General features: G+C 48.3%; 16 protein-coding genes and 1 riboswitch. Of the genes, 9 read left to right on the top strand and 7 right to left on the bottom strand.

Annotation, left to right across the window (positions count from 1 at the left end):
- Positions 1–6 precede the first annotated feature (6 nt).
- Positions 7–1629: an ABC-F family ATP-binding cassette domain-containing protein gene (locus ACYVUT_RS02600; protein ID WP_439775520.1), complete on the top strand. Its 1623-nt coding sequence runs from the start codon at positions 7–9 to the stop codon at positions 1627–1629.
- A gap of 71 nt (positions 1630–1700) precedes the next feature.
- Here the strand turns inward: ACYVUT_RS02600 and ACYVUT_RS02605 are convergent, their stop codons facing one another.
- A complete protein-coding gene (locus tag ACYVUT_RS02605) occupies positions 1701–3008 on the bottom strand; it encodes an MFS transporter (RefSeq protein ID WP_484499864.1) in 1308 nt (435 codons plus the stop codon).
- A gap of 370 nt (positions 3009–3378) precedes the next feature.
- Here ACYVUT_RS02605 and ACYVUT_RS02610 point away from each other — a divergent pair, with 370 nt between their 5' ends.
- On the top strand, positions 3379–5142 hold the full coding sequence (locus tag ACYVUT_RS02610) for a sensor domain-containing diguanylate cyclase (protein ID WP_484499865.1): 1764 nt from the start codon (positions 3379–3381) through the stop codon (positions 5140–5142).
- Positions 5143–5198: 56 nt separating this feature from the next.
- Here ACYVUT_RS02610 and ACYVUT_RS02615 read toward each other — a convergent pair whose 3' ends face one another.
- Positions 5199–5564, bottom strand: coding sequence for a hypothetical protein (locus ACYVUT_RS02615; RefSeq protein ID WP_484499866.1), 366 nt, complete (start codon positions 5562–5564; stop codon positions 5199–5201).
- A 240-nt stretch (positions 5565–5804) separates the two neighbouring features.
- On the opposite strand from ACYVUT_RS02615, the gene ACYVUT_RS02620 reads away from it, so the two are divergent.
- Both ACYVUT_RS02620 and ACYVUT_RS02625 read left to right on the top strand, forming a co-directional pair.
- A complete protein-coding gene (locus tag ACYVUT_RS02620; RefSeq protein ID WP_484501426.1) occupies positions 5805–6500 on the top strand; it encodes a hypothetical protein in 696 nt (231 codons plus the stop codon).
- Positions 6501–6607: 107 nt separating this feature from the next.
- Positions 6608–7186, top strand: coding sequence for a hypothetical protein (locus tag ACYVUT_RS02625; protein ID WP_484501427.1), 579 nt, complete (start codon positions 6608–6610; stop codon positions 7184–7186).
- A gap of 54 nt (positions 7187–7240) precedes the next feature.
- Here the strand turns inward: ACYVUT_RS02625 and ACYVUT_RS02630 are convergent, their stop codons facing one another.
- The 3 genes from ACYVUT_RS02630 to ACYVUT_RS02640 all read right to left on the bottom strand — a co-directional run bounded on the left by ACYVUT_RS02630 (position 7241) and on the right by ACYVUT_RS02640 (position 11012).
- Positions 7241–8440: an MFS transporter gene (locus ACYVUT_RS02630; RefSeq protein WP_439774719.1), complete on the bottom strand. Its 1200-nt coding sequence runs from the start codon at positions 8438–8440 to the stop codon at positions 7241–7243.
- Positions 8441–8713: 273 nt separating this feature from the next.
- On the bottom strand, positions 8714–10081 hold the full coding sequence (locus ACYVUT_RS02635) for an IS4 family transposase (RefSeq protein ID WP_484499632.1): 1368 nt from the start codon (positions 10079–10081) through the stop codon (positions 8714–8716).
- 217 nt (positions 10082–10298) lie between these two features.
- A complete protein-coding gene (locus ACYVUT_RS02640; protein ID WP_484501428.1) occupies positions 10299–11012 on the bottom strand; it encodes a Bax inhibitor-1/YccA family protein in 714 nt (237 codons plus the stop codon).
- Between the two features lie 256 nt (positions 11013–11268).
- Here ACYVUT_RS02640 and murI point away from each other — a divergent pair, with 256 nt between their 5' ends.
- The 4 genes from murI to ACYVUT_RS02660 all read left to right on the top strand — a co-directional run bounded on the left by murI (position 11269) and on the right by ACYVUT_RS02660 (position 15429).
- Positions 11269–12054 carry a glutamate racemase gene (gene murI, locus ACYVUT_RS02645; protein ID WP_484499870.1) on the top strand — a complete coding sequence of 262 codons (786 nt, stop codon included), beginning with the start codon at positions 11269–11271 and terminating at the stop codon, positions 12052–12054.
- Between the two features lie 77 nt (positions 12055–12131).
- A complete protein-coding gene (locus ACYVUT_RS02650) occupies positions 12132–13553 on the top strand; it encodes a C69 family dipeptidase (RefSeq protein WP_439774722.1) in 1422 nt (473 codons plus the stop codon).
- A gap of 12 nt (positions 13554–13565) precedes the next feature.
- Entirely contained in the window at positions 13566–14651 is a 1086-nt protein-coding gene (locus ACYVUT_RS02655; RefSeq protein WP_439774723.1) for a M42 family metallopeptidase, read from the top strand.
- Between the two features lie 66 nt (positions 14652–14717).
- Positions 14718–14814, top strand: a riboswitch (TPP riboswitch).
- A gap of 45 nt (positions 14815–14859) precedes the next feature.
- The gene (locus ACYVUT_RS02660) at positions 14860–15429 is read left to right on the top strand and encodes an ECF transporter S component (RefSeq protein ID WP_439774724.1); all 570 of its coding nucleotides are present in this window, start codon (positions 14860–14862) and stop codon (positions 15427–15429) included.
- 131 nt (positions 15430–15560) lie between these two features.
- Here ACYVUT_RS02660 and udk (ACYVUT_RS02665) read toward each other — a convergent pair whose 3' ends face one another.
- Positions 15561–16187, bottom strand: a complete 627-nt coding sequence (udk, locus tag ACYVUT_RS02665; protein WP_484501429.1) for a uridine kinase — start codon at positions 16185–16187, stop codon at positions 15561–15563.
- The gene (udk, locus tag ACYVUT_RS02670; RefSeq protein ID WP_484501430.1) at positions 16187–16843 is read right to left on the bottom strand and encodes a uridine kinase; all 657 of its coding nucleotides are present in this window, start codon (positions 16841–16843) and stop codon (positions 16187–16189) included. Before udk (ACYVUT_RS02670) ends, udk (ACYVUT_RS02665) begins: the two co-directional genes overlap by 1 nt.
- A 546-nt stretch (positions 16844–17389) precedes the next feature.
- Here udk (ACYVUT_RS02670) and ACYVUT_RS02675 point away from each other — a divergent pair.
- Positions 17390–18130, top strand: a complete 741-nt coding sequence (locus tag ACYVUT_RS02675) for an amino acid ABC transporter ATP-binding protein (RefSeq protein WP_439774727.1) — start codon at positions 17390–17392, stop codon at positions 18128–18130.
- Positions 18131–18145: the final 15 nt, after the last annotated feature.

An 18145-nucleotide genomic window follows, 5' to 3' on the forward strand; every position in this document is an offset into this window, starting at 1 on the left:
AATCTATTGATCACAGTAACAGATTTAAGTTTGCAAATCGGCAGTCGCACCCTTTACAGCGACGTCAACCTTAAGTTCACGCCGGGCAACTGCTACGGCATCATTGGGGCCAACGGGGCCGGCAAGTCGACTTTCTTAAAGCTGCTGGAAGGAAAAATGGAACCGACCACGGGCTCAATCAGCATGGGCCCTAACGAAAGAATGTCCAGCCTGAACCAGGACCACTTTGCCTTTGAAGATTTTTCCGTTATGGAAACTGTGATTCAAGGCCACCAAAAGCTCTACCAGGTCATGAAGGAGCGCGACGCCCTTTACGCCAAGGCCGACTTCAGTGAAGAAGACGGGGTCAAGGCGGCTGAACTGGAAACTGAATTTGCGGAACTGGACGGCTGGAACGCTGAAGCTGACGCTTCCCAGCTTTTGCAGTCCATGAGCATCCCGGAAGACATGCACCAAAAGCAGATGAGCGAGCTGGCGGAAAGCGACAAGGTTAAGGTCCTTTTGGCCCAGGCACTGTTCGGCAACCCGGACATCCTCCTTTTGGACGAACCGACCAACGGTCTGGACGTGCACACCACGGCCTGGCTGGAAAACTTTCTGGCTGACTATGAAAACATCGTTTTGGTCGTTTCCCACGACCGTCACTTCCTGAACCAGGTCTGCACCCAGATGTGTGACGTTGACCGCGGGCAGATCAAGCTTTACGTCGGCAACTACGACTTCTGGTACGAATCAAGCAAGCTGGCCACGGAACTGGCCCGCCAGCAAAATGCCAAGAAGGAAGAACAGATCAAGCAGCTGCAAGAATTCATCGCCCGCTTCTCAGCCAATGCTTCCAAGTCCAAGCAGGCCACTTCCAGAAAGAAGCAGCTGGACAAGATCAGCTTGGACGACATCAAGCCATCCAGCCGCAAGTACCCTTACATCAAGTTTGAGATGAACCGGGATTTGGGCAACGACTTGCTCAGAGTGGACAATGTGTCCTACAAGTCTGGCGACGAACAGCTTTTGGACAATGTCTCCTTTATCGTTCGGCCGGGTGACAAGGTAGCCTTCTTGTCCAGAAACACCCGGGCTACGACCGCTTTGATGGAAATCATCGCTGGCCGCCTGGAGCCAGACTCCGGGACTGTTACCTGGGGGCAGACGACTTCCTTTAACTACATGTCCAGAGACCTTAACGCCAACTTCGACAATGACGAATTGACGATCCTGGACTGGCTGCGCCAATACGCTGACAAGGAGCACGACGACAACACCTTCTTGCGGGGCTTTTTGGGCAGAATGCTCTTCAGCGGCGACGAGATCAACAAGCAGATCAAGGTCCTGTCCGGGGGTGAAAAGGTCCGCTGCCAGCTGTCCAGAATGATGCTGGAAGCAGCCAATGTATTGGTCATGGACGATCCGACCAACCACTTGGACCTGGAATCCATCACGGCCTTGAACGAAGCCATGGAAAACTACCCAGGCTCAATTCTCTTTACTTCCCACGACCACGAGTTCATCCAGACCATTGCCAACCACATTATTGAAGTTGGTCCAAAGGGTGTGGTGGCCCGGGCCGACATCAGTTACGACGACTTCCTGGCCCACCCGACTGTTCAAGAACAAGTCGCAAAGATCTACTAAAAGCAGAAAATTCCAAAGAAAAAGCTTATCCGTCCTGGATAAGCTTTTTTGCATATCTCCTTTATATATGCCTATGCTTCTTCGTCAAGTGCTGACCGGTGACCTTTCAAGGCAAAGACATAGACCATAAGAGAAATGAAGACCGCTAATGAAACGTAGTAGAAGAAGAGACTTTCGTGGCCCGCTGACCGCATGTACAAGGCGACGTATTGGGAAGTGCCGCCAAAAAGTGCGACGGTCAAACCGTATGGCAGGCCAACGCCTAAAGCCCGGATTTCACTTGGGAAAAGTTCAGCTTTGACAATGGCGTTGATTGAGGTATAGCCAGAGACGATAACCACGCCGGTCAGCATTAGCAGAAATGCCTGCAGGGCAGTAGTGACATGAGAGAGCAGGGTAAAGATTGGAACGGTCAAGAGGGTCCCGCCGATACCAAAGAAGATCAAGAGGGGCCGGCGGCCGATTTTATCAGACAAGTGGCCAAAGATTGGCTGCAGGGCGACCATGACCAAGAGAACCAAGAAGTTGATCATGGCGACCGTTTCCTTGTCCAGGCCAGCTGTGTTGATCATGAACTGCTGCATGTAGGTGGTGTAGGAATAGAAGCTGATCGTGCCGCCCAGGGTCATGCCAACGACGATGGCAACTTGCTTAGGATATTTCATCAAAAGGGTGAAGCTGCCGGCCTGCTTGTTTTGCTTGTTTTTGGCAGTGAACTGGGCAGATTCATCCATAGACAGGCGCAGCCAAAGGACGGCTACGGCGCCCAGGGCACCAATGATGAAGGGGATGCGCCAGCCAAAAGCGTAGAGCTGGGCGTCGGTCAAGACCTGCTGCAGGATGATTTGGACCAGCAAGGAGAAGAGCTGGCCAGCGATCAGGGTCACGTATTGGAAAGATGAGTAGAAGCCCCGCCGGCCCCGGCTGGCCATTTCTGACATGTAGGTGGCGCTGGTGCCGTATTCCCCGCCAAGGGAGAGGCCTTGAATCATCCGGGTGACGACCAGGATGATGGGGCTGATGATCCCAACTTGCGCGTAGGTTGGGGCAAAAGCGATGATCAAGGAGCCGGCGGCCATGATTGTGACTGACAAGGTCAAGGCTGCCTTACGCCCTTTTTTGTCAGCGAACTGGCCCATGATCAAGGAACCCAGGGGCCGCATCAAGAAGCCGATCGCAAAGACGGCAGCCGTTGAAAGAAGTTCAGCGGTCTGATTGCTGGCCGGGAAAAAGGCGGCTGAGAAGTAGATTGAGAATGAGGCGTAAACGTACCAGTCGAACCACTCGATCATGTTTCCCAGTGAACCTTTGAAGATATTTGAGGCGATCTGCCATTCGCCAGACAACATGCCAACTTTTTTACCAGGAACTTCCATCATGTTTCCCTCCGTTTCTAAAAGATAAATAATGGATCAGCTCTTGCTGATGACTGTAACTATAGGAGCTTTGGAAAGGGTTGACAAGGGGTAAGCTATAACAAGATAGAAAATAAGCGATAAAGGGAAGGCAAATAGCGAAAAATAGGAAAAATACCGCCTTTGCTTAATATTCTTAAGCTTATTCTCTTGCACTTAGGGGGATAACGGGAGCTACACTTTACTAAATTAAGTTGTTGGGGCGCTAGCTGCATATTAAGCAGCCTTTTTTAAACAAAAAGCCTTTTCTTATAGGCTATACGAAGTAAGCGTGTTAAACTAAAACATATAGGTATGGTTATATAGAAATGGCCTTGGAAGGTGGCGGAATGCAATGAAACTGAATCTGAAAAATAAAGCGGTTTGGGCGACTTTAACCATATTTTTTGTCGTTGCGTCATTTCTCATTGCAGCTGTTTTTTACTCGCAGAGTCTTGCCAGCAGAAAGGACAAGGCATACCAGATTGCTGAAGCCTATGCTATTGAGCTGAAGAGAGACTTCCAATACGCGGCCAGCAGCAACGCGGCCATGGAAAAGCTGGTGGTTGCCAAAAACGGCAAGGTAGAAAAAGAAGAATTCACGAATGCTGCCAAGCTGTTAAAGAAAGATTACATCAGCTTGATTGAACTGGTGCCTAATGGAGTAGTCACTAATACCTATCCATATCAGTCAAAGCAGAAAAAGAATAATGACTTAATGCAGGTTAAAGAGGCTAAGCAGGTTCTCAATTTCGTCAAGCAGAAAGACAAGGCCGTCTTATATGGCCCAATGCCCCTGCTCAATGCCAAGAGATGCGTCGTAGTCATGACTCCGGTAACCTTGAAAAATGGCAAGTTCTGGGGCTATGTTATCATGACGGTCAAATTGCCGGACGTCTACCAGCACACCTTGAAGAACTTGACGACCATGGGCTATGACTATTGCATTAATACCAACAAGTCGCCTTTAACCCAGAAGAAGACCCAGGTCGAGTCGTCTTTAGGGAAAGGAGAGAAGCTTAAGGACGCGGTTGGCTATACTTTTAATTATGGTTCTTGCTGGTGGACTTTAAACATCGTTCCTAAAGCAGGCTGGTGCAGCGGCGAAACAGTACTTTTGCTGATTTTTGCCGTATTGATCGACATATCACTGAGCTGCCTCTTGTATCTTTTCCTCGGTACCCGGCAGCAGAAAGTGGAGCTGGACCAGCTGGCTTTTAAAGATCCATTGACGGGACTGGACAACCGGCGGGGATTTTTTGAACAGTTAAAAAAATTAGCAGAAATAAAGGGGAAAGAGCCGCTGACTTTGGCCTTTATTGACCTGGATGACTTTAAGTTCGTCAATGACGTTTATGGACACGTGATTGGCGACTTGGCCTTGAAGCATTTGGCTGATCATTTACTGAAAAAGTTTCCGCCTGATGCTTTGGTTGGCCGGACAGGCGGGGACGAGTTCTGCGTCGCGGTGACCGGCAGGCCGGACTATATTAAGCAAGTGGTTGAAGACGCGATTGATGGCGTGCAAGAATTCAAGAGCGGCGAAACGACGGTCAGATATACGATTTCAGCCGGCTATGCTGCTTACCCAAGCCAGGCGGCCAGCATCAAAGAACTGGTGACTTTTGCTGATGAGGCACTTTACGCGGCTAAGATGCACGGCAAGCACGCGGCTAAGCGTTATGAGCCGGAAATGGAGCGGGTCAAGCGGGCCCAGCTGGGCTTCAACGTCAAGAACGTCGCTCAGGGCCTGCCAGGCGGGATTTTGATCTACCGGGCTGACGATAATGAGCGGGAGATACTTTTCGCCAACGACTATCTCGTTCATTTGCTGGGCTGCCAGAGCTACGAGGACTTTTTGGCATATACCAAGTCCAGCTATAATAACTTTGTCTATCAGGCCGACTTTGCGGAAGCGGAAAAGGCCATCAAGCTGCAGCGACAGAAAAAAGTGACGGATCCAGACAAGAGCCTGCTGCTGAACTACCGGGTCAAGGCTAAGAGCGGGGAGCTCCTCAAGCTCAGCACTTTAGGCCGGTATGTGGAAGACAATTATTACGGCGATGTTTTTGTCGTCTTTGTCTTGCCGGATGACTTGTCCATGAAACGAAAAAAATAAAATGGTGAAGCTCGAGAAAACGAGTTTCACCATTTTTTCGTACAATTTTTGACCTGCTACTCATGAAAGTCGATGGCAAAGCGGGCTAAAAGGATCAGAAGCAACTGCAGGAGGTTCAGCCAGAGAAAGCCAGAGCCCAAGGCGATGGGCGAGATCATTTCACCGGCTGTCAAAAGTAGGAGAGCAGCCAGGAAAAAGAAGATTCCGCGGTCATCCAGCTTGTCTATCCGCAAGCTGAGCCAGGCCTCACAGACCAGCATGATGATGAAGACCAGACCAGCGGCGATTGAAGGGATAAAGGAAGACCAGCCCATTAGTCTGGCAGAGTTGCAGACATCAATCAAGCTGGCCAGGGAGACCCAGAGGAGAATGAGACTGAGCAGGAAGCTGACAGCTTGCAAAATTTTGGTAATGACTTTCAAAGTAACACCTCGATTTTCAAAGAATATTTTTCTTCAGTATAATGCGAAGAATTTTTTTGAGCAAACGCATAGGAATTGTTGAAAATTGTTATTTTCGCTTAATGACATCCTTATTTTTGTAAAATTGGGGTAAATATGGATAGAAACACAGACAAAGAAGCGCTTGCCCTTTGAGATAGTCAAGAATAGAATATAGTTTATAAAGTGTTTGTTCTATTTGAATTTATAAGAGGATTTAAAATGAAACTGAAGAAATTAGTTCCTGCATTGGCCGCGGCCGGGATGCTGCTTACTTTAGGTGCTCCAGCTGCCAAAGTTCAAGCTGCCAATGTGAAATACAAGATCGTTAAGCATAAGCAGACCAAGTACTACCCGCATGCAAAGATCAGCTATTCTTACCAGCAGCCGGTTTTACAAGGGAAATCTGCTACGGTTAAAAAGATTAACAAGTCTTTAGCCAGTGCTTACAAGAAGGACTTGAAGAACTACAAAAAGGGTGGCTATGAGATGGCCAAAAGCGTTTCAGACTGGTATTATGACGATTCTGATATGTATGACTATGAAAAGGCCAATCAATTAGGCGAGTATACTCTTACGCACGTTTACACCAACAAGAAATATTTTTCTGTAGGTTATCACAAAGAAGACTCTGCCTATGGTGTTGCTCATGAATGGGCTGAAGCTGCAACTTATTCGCTGAAAACTGGCAAGAAGCTCAAGTTAACTGACTTGGTAAAGGGAAACAAGAAGACCATTCAAAAGAAGATCTACAAGGTACAATCTAAAGACATTAAGAGTGTCATGACCTATAAAGAATTAAATCCAAGTAAATTGGAATTCATTGTTAAAGGGAACAAGGTTTACATCACCTACCACTCTTCGATGAATACTTATGGTGGATACGGATTCTTAAAGCCAATTAAAATCGACAAGTAAATCAAGCAAAAAGGCCCCATCTTATGGAGCCTTTTAGTTAGTAATGGAAAAATTAGGAATGTTTGTGGAGTGTTTTTATGAGAATAAATGTGATAGGGGTTGTTTTGTTGGCAGGTCTGATGCTCACTGCCTGTTCCAACAGTACTGCCAGTTCAGCCAAAAGCAGTTCGAGTTCAGCTAAATCATCTAAAGTTGCAAGCAAAGCTAAGAAGGAGCAAGCAAAGTCATCATCTGAAAAGGCAGCATCAACTAGTTCAAAAAAGACTGCCTTAAAAGCAAAGCAGAGTTCCAGCCAGACAAGCCAGCAAGAGGCAAGCAGTCAGTCAACCGCTAAGAGCCAGGGTGAAATCAACCGAGAACGCGGTTATGATCCCAAAGGAAATCGCGTTATGCCTGGTCAAGATCATGCCCCTGGGAGCGATGTTTACGGCAATCCAGATCCTTGGGTCCAAGGACAAATTGACTGGGCTAAAAAACATCAATCCAACGGCAACACGGATGAAGATTCAGACTACAATACTGATGACAGCAGTTCAGACTATGACTCAAGCTCAGACTATAATGAGAGTGATGATAGTAGTTCTGACGCGGATTATGATTCAAGTTCAGACTACAGTGAAGACAGCCAAGATGATTACTCTGATTCAGTCGATACCAACGAAGATTACAGTAGCGATGATTACTAATCTTCCAAGCAAAAAGCCCCAAGAATGAATCTTGGAGCTTTTTTCGCGCCTAAACTAGGCAATGTTTTTCAAAATGTTGGTCCGGTAAAGAAGCAGGTTGATCACGACGATCCCGCTGGTTACCAGGAAGACGGCGCTGTAGCCGAGGTGGGCCGAAACCGTTGAGCCCAATAGCGGCCCAAAAATATTGCCGACGTACATGGCGCTTTGGTTCCAGCTGAAGACCCGGCTGGTCAATTGTTTCGGGCTGTACTTGGTCAGCATGGTCTGCACCTGCGGGAAGAGGCAGGCGTCGGTAAAACCAATCAAGAAGCGGCAAACACCCAGCTCAATCGTATTGCGGACAAAAGCCGTCAAGAAGAAGAGAATGATCGAACCGATCAAGCCACCTAAGATGATCTTGTGGGTCCCGATCCGGTCACCCAGGCCCCCAAAGTAGGAAGCTGCAGCTACCGTGGCAATCCCTGGCAAAGCAGCGATGATCCCGCTGACGAAGACAACCTGCCCTGAATTGTGCATCAAGCTTCTGACATACAGGGAAACGATTGGGTTGATGGAGTTGTTGGCCGCTTGAATGATCAAGGTCGTCAGCAGCAGCCCCAGAATCAATTGCCCGCTCTTAAATTGCTTCATCGTATCCTTAAAGCTGGCCCGCTGCTCGCTCTTAACCGGCACGAAGTCATCTTCATGGATAAAGAAGACAGACAAGACGAAGCAGGTGAAAAGCAGGGCCCCGGTAATAAAGAAGGTTACCCGGTAGCTAAAAGCCTGCGACAGTGCCCCGCCGGCAAAGGGCCCCAGCAATTGTCCCCCGGTCTGGGCGGAAATCATGATCCCCAGCGCCTTGCCAGACTTGTTCTTTGGCGTCTCTGCCGCGATAAGAGCGTTAGAGTTGGAGATGAAGCCGGCAAAAACCCCCTGCATCCCTCTCAGGAAGAGCAGCTGCCAGACATTTTGCGCCAACCCCATGCAGGTAAAGACAACCGCCATCCCCAAAGAAGCCCGCAGGATCATTGGCTTGCGTCCCTTCTTGTCAGCCAGCTTGCCCCAGATCGGTGAAACCAGGGCCGCTACAACGTAAACCGCTGAAAAGACGATCCCGGACCAAAAACTCAGCTGCTGGTGGCTGAACTTGCCCAAGGTGTCAATGTACAGGGATAAAAAAGGCGTGACTTCTGAAAAGGCGATCCCCGCCAAAAAGACGCTGACTGCCGAGACTTGCAGGTTTCTTTTCCATACCGGTTTCTTTTGCAATGTTTGACCTTCTTTTTTTCTAAGCTCTACTGATAAAAAACTTTACATATCTTTTACCTTACTCTTGCAAAAAAAATAGTCAAGAAAAAAAGGCTTTCTAATAAGAAGCAATGTCATTAAGTTAAGGGATTGACATTGACCATAGATCGGTTCTAAATAAAAACTTGTTCAATATCACGCCGTTTTGGTGTGATCCTTGAACAAGTTTTTTTGTTTCTACGCATGACAAAATAGTCCTTAGTAGGACTTGAAAGCTATGCAAACCTTACAAAATTAGAGCCGGTAATTGAAAACTACTGCACTTCTTGGATGTATATTTCGATTGTAACTTCGGTTTGGCCTAATCATCCCGATATACATCGAAATCATATACAGTAACTCCTCATAATTCTTCTTTAGCCATCCAGCACCTAGTAAATAATGTGCTAAAAAGAACGCCATGGATAGGTTTATCTGGTATGGGCTGTCAGATTTTGACTTAGGATGCGGAGCATAAGCCTGGTTCACCATGGTCATTATCACATTGTAGGCAATCAGATGGGCATACAGCTCCATCTTTACAAACTCGTCTTTCTTGGAATGGAACTGGATTCCGCAGTCATCGTACTTAAGTGTCTTGAAAGACTTCTCAATTCCCCAGCGTAAATTGTATAGTTCTTTCATTCTGTCGAGCGGAAACTTATCTGCGTCAAGATTAGTTACCAGGACTTCCCACTGCTCCTTATTCGGAGCATCATCAGGGTTGATTCTGAACTTGCATACACGGAATCTCACATGACAAAACTGTTTAAAGTCCCAGCTGTTGTCCTTACTATTCTTGGATTTGAACTTCTTGTACTGATGATTTACATGGTTTACCAGATGTATATTGAGATGATCTTTGTTTTGGGTATAGAAATGGTTAGATGTAGTTACCCAGCAGTCAAGGATACCGTCATATTCTTCATCGGGCAGCTGGCTGATTTCCTTGATCGCAGTGAAACCCGTTTTTGACCTTATCACGTAGTAGCAGTCTTTGTTTACGTTGCAGTGCTGAATCATATTGAAGGATAGATATCCGCGATCCATCAAGACGATATATTTTCCGCAATCAAGCCTAGAAAGCATCTCAACGGCTGCCTTTCGTTCATCCATCCTGTTCTTAGGTTGAATCACACAATCTTGATAGATCTTATTTTCAAGATCGTACAGGGCATTAAGATGAACCTGGCAGTAAGGTTTGCGATTGGCGCCTTCAAAACGGACGATATTTTCAGATTTAGGATTCCATACTTGATTAAAGTCTGAGCCGTCAATGGCAAACAGTCTATATTCATCATTGTATAGTTTTAGACTCGTAAGATTCATATTAAGCTGGTCAAAAATGTATCTGAATATGTCAGGTTTAAGCTTAGCTTTGGCTTGTACAAAAGCGGAAGCTGTAATACTACAGCCAGAAAGCGATATGTTCTTGAACAGCTCCTTCTGAATGCTCTCGGACTGCATATTGATGATCAACATAATCAGCTTAGAAACGTCAATCACACGGTGTCTGCTAAAAGCAGTTGGTTTGGTGGTAAATTCCGAAATTTTGGATACCGCTTCATTGATAATAGAATCAAGTAGAGCTAAAATATTTACAGGTAGAGATTGAGATTTCATAGTTTACACAGCTTTCAATATATTTCTACTGTTTACGAAAAACGTGGGAGTGCTAATGACACTTCCACGTTTATTTTTATTCCGAATCCTACAAAAGTCAAAAGAACCGTACTACCCAAATTTTGGATAATACGGTTCTTTCTTGTTGTCAATCCCTTAACTTAATGACATTGAATAAGAAGAAAGCCTTTTTAAAAGACATATCTTAAACTTTGCTTTACCGGTCGTTGTCAGCGATCCCGAAGATCTGCAGGAATTGCAGGAAGAGGTTGATGAAGTCCAAGTACAGCAGCAAAGCCCCGTTAACGGCCAGGCCAAGTTCTGGCAACTGGTCGCCGTAGTTAGCGTAGATGGCCTTCATCTTCTGGGCATCCCAGGCAGTCAAGATCGTGAAGATGATGACCCCGATGATGGAGAAGATGAAGCTGGCTGGCGTGCTCTTCAAGAACATGTTGACCAGGCTGGCCACGATCAAGCCCCAAACAGCAGCTGAAGCGTAAGCCCCGATGGTGTCCAGGTTCTTCTTAGTCACGCTGCCGTAAGCCGCCATCCCAATGAAGACGGCTGAAGCTGAGATGAAGGCCCCGCCGATTTGGGCGCCCGTGTAGGCAAAAGCCAGGAGGGAGAATTCCAGCCCGTAGATAACAGCGATAGCCATCAACATGAAGAAAGCCGTCGTAGGCTTGCGGTTAGCTCTAAAGCTGATGCCCACGCTCAAGATCAGCGGCAGTAAAAGCAGGACCCAGAGGAAGACCCGGTTGGTGAGTAGCGGCAGCAAGCTGCCAGAGAAGACCGTTAAGGTCAAGTAGGCGGTCAAGGCTGAGACCAGAACTGCCAGGCCCATGATGGAATACATTTTCGTTAAAAAGCCATTGAGTGCTGAGTCGTCAACGATGTGGCGGCGCTCTTGTTCAGGCGAAACGTTAAACATAATTTCTTTTGCTCTTTCTAAAAAAACTGTGTACAGAATTATTCCCAGATTGCCGTTTTATTCCGGTAATCAACGTGATATCCAGGGTTTAGATATAACAATAACATAGCCCTTAAAAAAAGCAAGCCGGACGGTTTTTCCGGCAAAAATCTAAAGAAAAAATCAAGAAAGTCCGCCTTGGGCAAAAATAAAGTGGCGTATCGATTGAAGAAAGCGGATAAAAAGTTCAAAATTAATAGCTAGAGGAGGTCATAATATGCCAAAAGAATATGCTGATCGGCCAATCGGCGTTTTTGATTCCGGCCAGGGGGGCCTCACGGTCCTCAGCCGTCTGGTTGATCTGATGCCAAACGAAGATTATGTCTTCTATGGCGACTCAGCCAATGCTCCTTACGGTGTAAAGAGCAAGGAAGAAGTCTACCAGCTGGCCAAGCGGGTAGTTGATGAACTGATTGACAAACACCATGTCAAGGCCGTCATGATTGCCTGCAACACGGCAACCAGCGCGGCGGCTGACCGCCTGCGCCAGGAATACTCCCTGCCGATCATCGGGATCGAACCGGCCATTAAACCGGCAGCGGAAGAAAATCCCGGCGGGCAGGTAGTTGCCATGGCCACGCCTTTGACCTTGGAGCAGGAAAAGTTTAAGCAGCTGGTTAAAGACTGCGCTGAACCTGGCCAGGTGGTCAAGGTGCCCGCCCCGAAACTGGTCGAATTAATTGAAAAAGGTGAAACCGACAGCCCGGCCATCTACCAGTACCTGGAAGACTTGCTGGCCCCTTATGCCGGCAAGGCTGCCGGAGTGGTTCTGGGCTGCACCCACTTTCCTTTTGCCAAGCAGGCCATTCAAGAGATCTTAGGTCCCCAGACCAAGGTCTACGACGGGGCCATCGGGGCAGCCGCTGAAGTCAAGCGGCAACTGGCCAGCCGGGATGAATTAAATACCGGCACTGAGCCAGGCAAAATCCTGTTTGAAAACAGCGCGCCGGGCGGCGTCGATTTGAGCAAGCGCCTCTATGCCCTTTACCGGCAAAAGCAGTAGCTGGCAAAAGGCATTTTTTCAGCTAGAATAATAGTAAGAAAGCAGACAATTAGTTTTAGATTATTAGAGGAGGACTTATGCAAAAGCCAGCAGAATGCACGACCATTTTAGTCGGCAAGGATGCCACTATTGATGGCTCCACGATGATTGCCCGCAGCGAAGACGGCGGCAGCACCATTATTCCTGAAGCCTTTATCGCGGTAAACCCGGAAGAGCAGCCAAAGCACTACAAGGCTGTGATCAGCGGCCAGGAAATCGATGACGAAGACCTGTTGCCAAACCCCTTGCGCTATACTAGCGCGCCAGATGCTTCCGGCAAGAACGGGATCTGGGCAGCTGCCGGGATCAACGATGCCACGGTAGCCATGACGGCCACGGAAACCATCACCACCAACAGCCGGATCCAAGGGATTGACCCCTTAGTTGAAAAGGGCGGCTTGGGTGAAGAAGACTTTGTCACTTTGACTTTGCCATACATCCATTCAGCCAGAGAAGGGGTTAAGCGCCTGGGCTACCTGGTGGAAAAGTACGGGACCTACGAAATGAACGGGTCAGCCTTTGCCGACCATGACGAAGTCTGGTACATCGAAACCATTGGCGGCCACCACTGGGCTGCCCGCCGGATTCCAGACGATGCCTACGTGGCAGCGCCAAACCGCTTGAACATCGACTTCTTCGACTTTAACGATGAAGAAAACTTCATGTGCTCAAGCGACTTGCTGGACATCATCAATGAATACCACTTGAACCCGGACTACCAAGGCTACAACCTGCGCCACATCTTCGGTTCATCCACTATCAAGGACGCCCACTACAACAACCCGCGGGCCTGGTACATCCACCGCTATTTTGACCCTGAATGGGAAGGCGAGCCAGGGGACCAGGACCAGCCTTTCATCACTTACGCCAAGAAGAAGATCAGCCCGGAAGACATCAAGTTCCTGGAAAGTTCCCACTACCAGGACACCAAGTACGATGTCTACAGCACGACCAACACAGAAGCTGAAAAGAAGCTCTTCCGCCCAATCGGGATCAACCGGAACTTCGAAACCCACATCCTGCAGATCAGAAATGATGTTGAAGAAGGCCTTGCCGGCGTGCAATGGCTGGCCTTTGGCCCGAACACTTTCAACGTTTTCGTGCCTTTCTACACCAATGTCACGACTACTCCAGCCAGCTTCCAGACCGGTCCGGACTTTGACTTGACCAAGATCTTCTGGCTTAACAAGCTGAACGCCCAGCTTGGCGACACCAACTACAAGGTCTACAGCGCTTTGGAACAGGCTTTTGAAGAAAAGACCATGGCTAAATTGCGCCAGATCGAAAACGAAACCGACCGGGCCGTTAAGGGCCTAACTGGCCGCGACTTGCAAGAGAAGCTGGAAGAAGCCAACCAGAAGATGGCTGACCTGGCTTACGAGCAGACGGTGGCCTTGACTGGGGAAATGGTCAAGGACGGCCACACCTTGATGAAGCTGAAGTACGATTTGCTGGATTAACGGAGATTACTGATGGAAAAAGCCGCTGAAATTCAAATGCTGAAGGATTTTTCAAACGCCAACGCCACTTCCGGCTTTGAAAATGAATTCGTTGACCTCTTCACCAAGACGGTCAAAGACTATGCCGACCTTGAAGTCGACGGGATGCTGAACGTCTATGCTTCCAAGAAGCAAAACACTGGCAAGCGGCCAGTGATCCAGCTGGACGCCCACTCAGACGCCGTTGGTTTCTTGACCCAGGCTATCCGGCCAAACGGCTTGATCAAGTTCGTGACCCTGGGCGGCTGGAACAATGTCGTTCTGCCGGCCCTCAAGGTCAAGGTCAGAAACCGGGACGGGGAATACATCCCCGGCGTTGTGGCCTTAAAGCCGCCTCACTTCATGTCAGAAGCTGAAAGAAAGTCTGTCCCGCAGGTCGCTGACTTGTCCATCGACGTCGGCTCCTCCAGCCGGGAAGAAACGATCAACGACTACAAGATCGACACCGGCTGCCCGATTTTCGTCGACGTGGATTGTCAGTACAATGAAAAGACCGGTCTTTTCTTCGGCAAGGACTTTGACGACCGCTTCGGCGCCGCTGCCATGGCAGACATCCTGGAAAATCTGAAGGATGAAGAAGTCAACTTTGACCTGGTTGCCGCCTTGTCCAGCCAGGAAGAAGTCGGCCTGCGGGGGGCCTATGTCACGGCCCGCAAGATCAAACCAGACCTCTGCCTGGTTCTGGAAAGCTGCCCGGCTGATGACACTTTTGAACCGGACTGGCTGTCTCAAACTGGCCTTAAGCGGGGACCAATGCTGCGGGACATGGACGTCACCTTCCTGCCAAACCCGAAGTTCCAGCAATATGCCTGTGACTTGGCTGACAAAAACGGCATTCCTTACACCCGGTCAGTCAGAACCGGGGGCGGACAGGACGGGGCTGCCATCTACTATGAAAACGGGGCCCCAACCATCGTGATCGGGATTCCGGTCCGTTATGAGCACTCTCCATACTGCTTCAGCAGCTACAAGGACTATAAGGCAGCCGTTGACCTGGCTTTAGCAATTATTAGAGATATCGATAAGGAAAAACTGGAATCCTTTAAAAGCTTTAATTAATTAAAGGACTTTTTTGCCTTGTTAGCGTTTGAAGGATCTGCTAAACTAGATTAAGTCAAATTGAATAAATGCCACTAGGGGAGCGAAAGCTGAGATGACGAAAGTCGACCCTTTGAACCTGACCAAGGTAATTCTTGCGCAAGGGAAGTGTTTCTTTAACATGAATTCAAACTCCTAGCCGGCAATTTTGTTGGATAGGAGTTTTTTAATGCTTAAAAGAGAGAGCAAGTGGAATGTGAAAGCCATTATCTTGATGGCTTTGATTGGGATTATCATGGGGGTTATCTACACCTACGTCTTCAACCCCCTCTACAACTCGACCAAGTTTGCTTTGAACTTTGTCGGTCTGGGGCCTTTGGCTGATGAAATCTATTCTGGCCTTTGGTACATGGCCGCGCCTTTGGCCATGTACTTCGTGCCGACCTTTGGCTCCGGCATTGTCGGTGAAACCCTGGCCGCCACGGTTGAAATGGCCTTTGGCGGCCAGTGGGGGGCAATGACCATCCTGCAAGGGCTGGTGCAAGGGGCCTTCAATGAAATCGGCTTTTTCCCGAAGAAGGAAAACTATGAACGTTTTGGCTGGGGGAGCCTGATCATCGGGGCCATCTGCTGCCACGTGGCAGCTTTTGTGATGTGTTACTTCACTTACGGCTGGAGCGCCTACAAGCCGGCTCTTTTGATCGAAATGTTCATTGCCGGTTTGATCTCATCCGTTGTCTTTGACGCGGTCTTGGTCAAGCTGATCACCAAGCTTTTTGACCGGGTCATGGCCAAGTAGTTAACCATCATTTATTATCTGTTTTTGCTTACATGAATCTCTAAATCAAAATATGCCAAAGAAATAAGCGTGAACCACTTGGTTCACGCTTATTCGTTTCAGTCTGGACTTTTTATCTCTAGTTTGCTCTCTTAGACGTTGATAATTGACAGGAGCTTGGAGGAAACCATATCGATGGCGACCTGGTTTTCCCCGCCCTGTGGAATGATGATGTCGGCATACTTCTTGCTTGGTTCAACGAACTGGTTGTAGCTCGGCTTAACCGTTGCCAGGTATTGGGAGATGATCCAGTCAATTGACCGGCCCCGTTCCTGGGTGTCCCGCTGCAAGCGGCGGATGAAGCGGATATCGTCGTCAGCATCGACGAAAAGCTTGATGTCCATGAACTTCCGCAATTCTTCTGAAGCCAAAACCAGGATTCCTTCCAGGATGATGATATCGGCTGGTTCAACATGAATGGTGTCTTTAGCCCGGGAGAGGATGTTGAAGTTGTAGGTCGGCATTTCAATTGCCTTGCCCTCCAGCAAATCCTGCAGCTGCTCAATCAAAAGGTCAGTGTCGTAAGCATTGGGGTGGTCGTAGTTGATCTTTTTGCGTTCATCCATGCTGAGGGCTGAGTTGTCGTTATAGTAGGCATCTTCAGTCAGAATGAGCACCCGGTCAGCTGGCAGGCGCCGGCTGATTTCCTTGGAGACAGTCGTCTTGCCAGAGCCGGACCCGCCGGCAATCCCAATAACAAGTGGTTTCTGCTTAGCCATTATTCCGCCTCTTTTTCTGCTAAATCATTGCGGCGGAGAATGTCGCGGACTTTCGTGGTCAGCATGTCCAAAGCGACGTCGTTGGCTCCGCCTTCTGGCACGATGATGTTGGCGTAACGCTTGCTTGGCTCAACAAATTGGTGGTAGCTTGGCTTAACCGTTGCCAGGTACTGGTCGATGATTGAGTCAAAGGACCGGCCCCGTTCAGCCATGTCCCGGCGCTGGCGGCGGATCAAGCGGATGTCGTCGTCAGTGTCAACGAAGATCTTGATGTCCATCAAGTTCCGCAATTCTTCTGAAGCCAGGACCAGGATCCCTTCCAGGATGATGATGTCGGCTGGCTCAACGTGGACGGTTTCCGGGCTGCGCAGGTGGGTGGTGAAGTCGTAAATCGGCATCTCGATGGCCTTGCCGGCTAGCAGGTCCTGCAGCTGGTTGATCAAGAGCTCGGTATCAAAAGCATCCGGGTGGTCGAAGTTAATTTTGTTTCTTTCGGCCATGGTCATTTCCGGGTGGTTCTTATAATAAGAATCTTCCGTAATGATCCGGATCCGGTCGTTTTTGAACTGGTCATATAATTCGTGGGCAATGGTCGTCTTGCCAGAGCCGGAGCCGCCGGCGATACCAATAATGATGGGATGTTGCTTTTTTGACATTGTAAAACTCCTTTAGTTATTAATTATAGAGGCCAGCAAGGGCCTGGTCTAGTCAAAGTGTGAAAAAACGGGCTTTAAAGCGGTTACGCGTGCCTGGCTCAGAAACAGTTGTTGCTAATTGGGGTAAGATCTAATATAATTAAGAATATGTCAAATGAAACAAAAGAAAATGAAGTGAAAACTGGCAGCTGGTTAAGATAAGCAAGGCAGTTCTTGCCCCTTTTATTAAAAAAAAGATAAAAAACTGAGCTAGAACTGACAAAATGCTTGCGTGAAAGCTTGTTTTCTGGTAAATTTAATAAAAAATTAATCATACTTAAATAAAAAACAAGCGTCCTGGAAAGAAAAAAGCAATGGCACTTTTGAGATGATTCGGTTCTCGCTTTGAAAGAGGAAATAATCCCGGTTTTTTTACCAAACTACCGACTAATAATCGAACCTTTTTCGCGTGAGAGGACCAGCTTGGCAGACAGGCCTTAAAGTGCAGATACTGAGTCAAACAGGTGGCTATTTAATTAAGCATTAATAAAAACAAGGAGGACCACTATGGCAGCAATTATTGAGTTCAAGAAAGTCAACAAGTTCTACGGCGACTACCATGCCTTGAAAGACGTCAACTTAAGCATTGACGAAGGCGAAGTCGTTTCCATCATCGGCCCTTCTGGCGCGGGCAAGAGTACCTTGATCAGAACCATGAACGGTTTGGAAGGCATTTCTTCCGGCGTCTTGGACGTGGACGGCTATGACCTGGGGGACAAGAAGACTGACTTGAACAAGATCCGCCGGGACGTCGGCATGGTTTTCCAGCACTTCAACCTCTACGAAAACCACACTGTCTTGGAGAATGTCATGCTGGCCCCAAGAATCGTTTTGCACCGGGACGAAAAGGAAAACCGGGAAATCGCTGAAAAGCTGCTCAAGCAAGTCGGCCTTTTGGACAAGGAAGACTCTTACCCAAGACAATTGTCCGGTGGGCAAAAGCAGCGGGTGGCCATCGCCAGATCTTTGGCCATGAAGCCAAAGGTGCTTTTGTTTGACGAACCAACCAGTGCCCTTGACCCGGAAATGATCCAGGACGTCTTGGACGTCATGCAGACCATTGCCGCTGAAGGGATGACCATGGTGGTCGTTACCCACGAAATGGGCTTTGCCAGAGAAGTGAGCGACCGGGTTATTTTCTTTGACCAGGGGCAAGTCCTGGAAGACTCCCACAACCCGAAGGACTTCTTCGAACACCCGCGCAACCTGCGGGCCCAGGAATTCCTCAGCAAGGTAATTGACCACTAATGAGAAGAAGGGAGC

The sequence above is a fragment of the Lactobacillus sp. WILCCON 0059 genome (genome assembly GCF_057197985.1).

Bases quoted from the DNA above. Each gene is read 5' to 3' on its own strand.
- ACYVUT_RS02605 (WP_484499864.1), bottom strand. From the start codon at position 3,008: ATGATGGAAGTTCCTGGTAAAAAAGTTGGCATGTTGTCTGGCGAATGG.
- ACYVUT_RS02610 (WP_484499865.1), top strand. From the start codon at position 3,379: ATGAAACTGAATCTGAAAAATAAAGCGGTTTGGGCGACTTTAACCATA.
- ACYVUT_RS02620 (WP_484501426.1), top strand. From the start codon at position 5,805: ATGAAACTGAAGAAATTAGTTCCTGCATTGGCCGCGGCCGGGATGCTG.
- ACYVUT_RS02635 (WP_484499632.1), bottom strand. From the start codon at position 10,081: ATGAAATCTCAATCTCTACCTGTAAATATTTTAGCTCTACTTGATTCT.
- ACYVUT_RS02640 (WP_484501428.1), bottom strand. From the start codon at position 11,012: ATGTTTAACGTTTCGCCTGAACAAGAGCGCCGCCACATCGTTGACGAC.
- murI (WP_484499870.1), top strand. From the start codon at position 11,269: ATGCCAAAAGAATATGCTGATCGGCCAATCGGCGTTTTTGATTCCGGC.
- ACYVUT_RS02650 (WP_439774722.1), top strand. From the start codon at position 12,132: ATGCAAAAGCCAGCAGAATGCACGACCATTTTAGTCGGCAAGGATGCC.
- ACYVUT_RS02655 (WP_439774723.1), top strand. From the start codon at position 13,566: ATGGAAAAAGCCGCTGAAATTCAAATGCTGAAGGATTTTTCAAACGCC.
- ACYVUT_RS02660 (WP_439774724.1), top strand. From the start codon at position 14,860: ATGCTTAAAAGAGAGAGCAAGTGGAATGTGAAAGCCATTATCTTGATG.
- udk (WP_484501429.1), bottom strand. From the start codon at position 16,187: ATGGCTAAGCAGAAACCACTTGTTATTGGGATTGCCGGCGGGTCCGGC.
- udk (WP_484501430.1), bottom strand. From the start codon at position 16,843: ATGTCAAAAAAGCAACATCCCATCATTATTGGTATCGCCGGCGGCTCC.
- ACYVUT_RS02675 (WP_439774727.1), top strand. From the start codon at position 17,390: ATGGCAGCAATTATTGAGTTCAAGAAAGTCAACAAGTTCTACGGCGAC.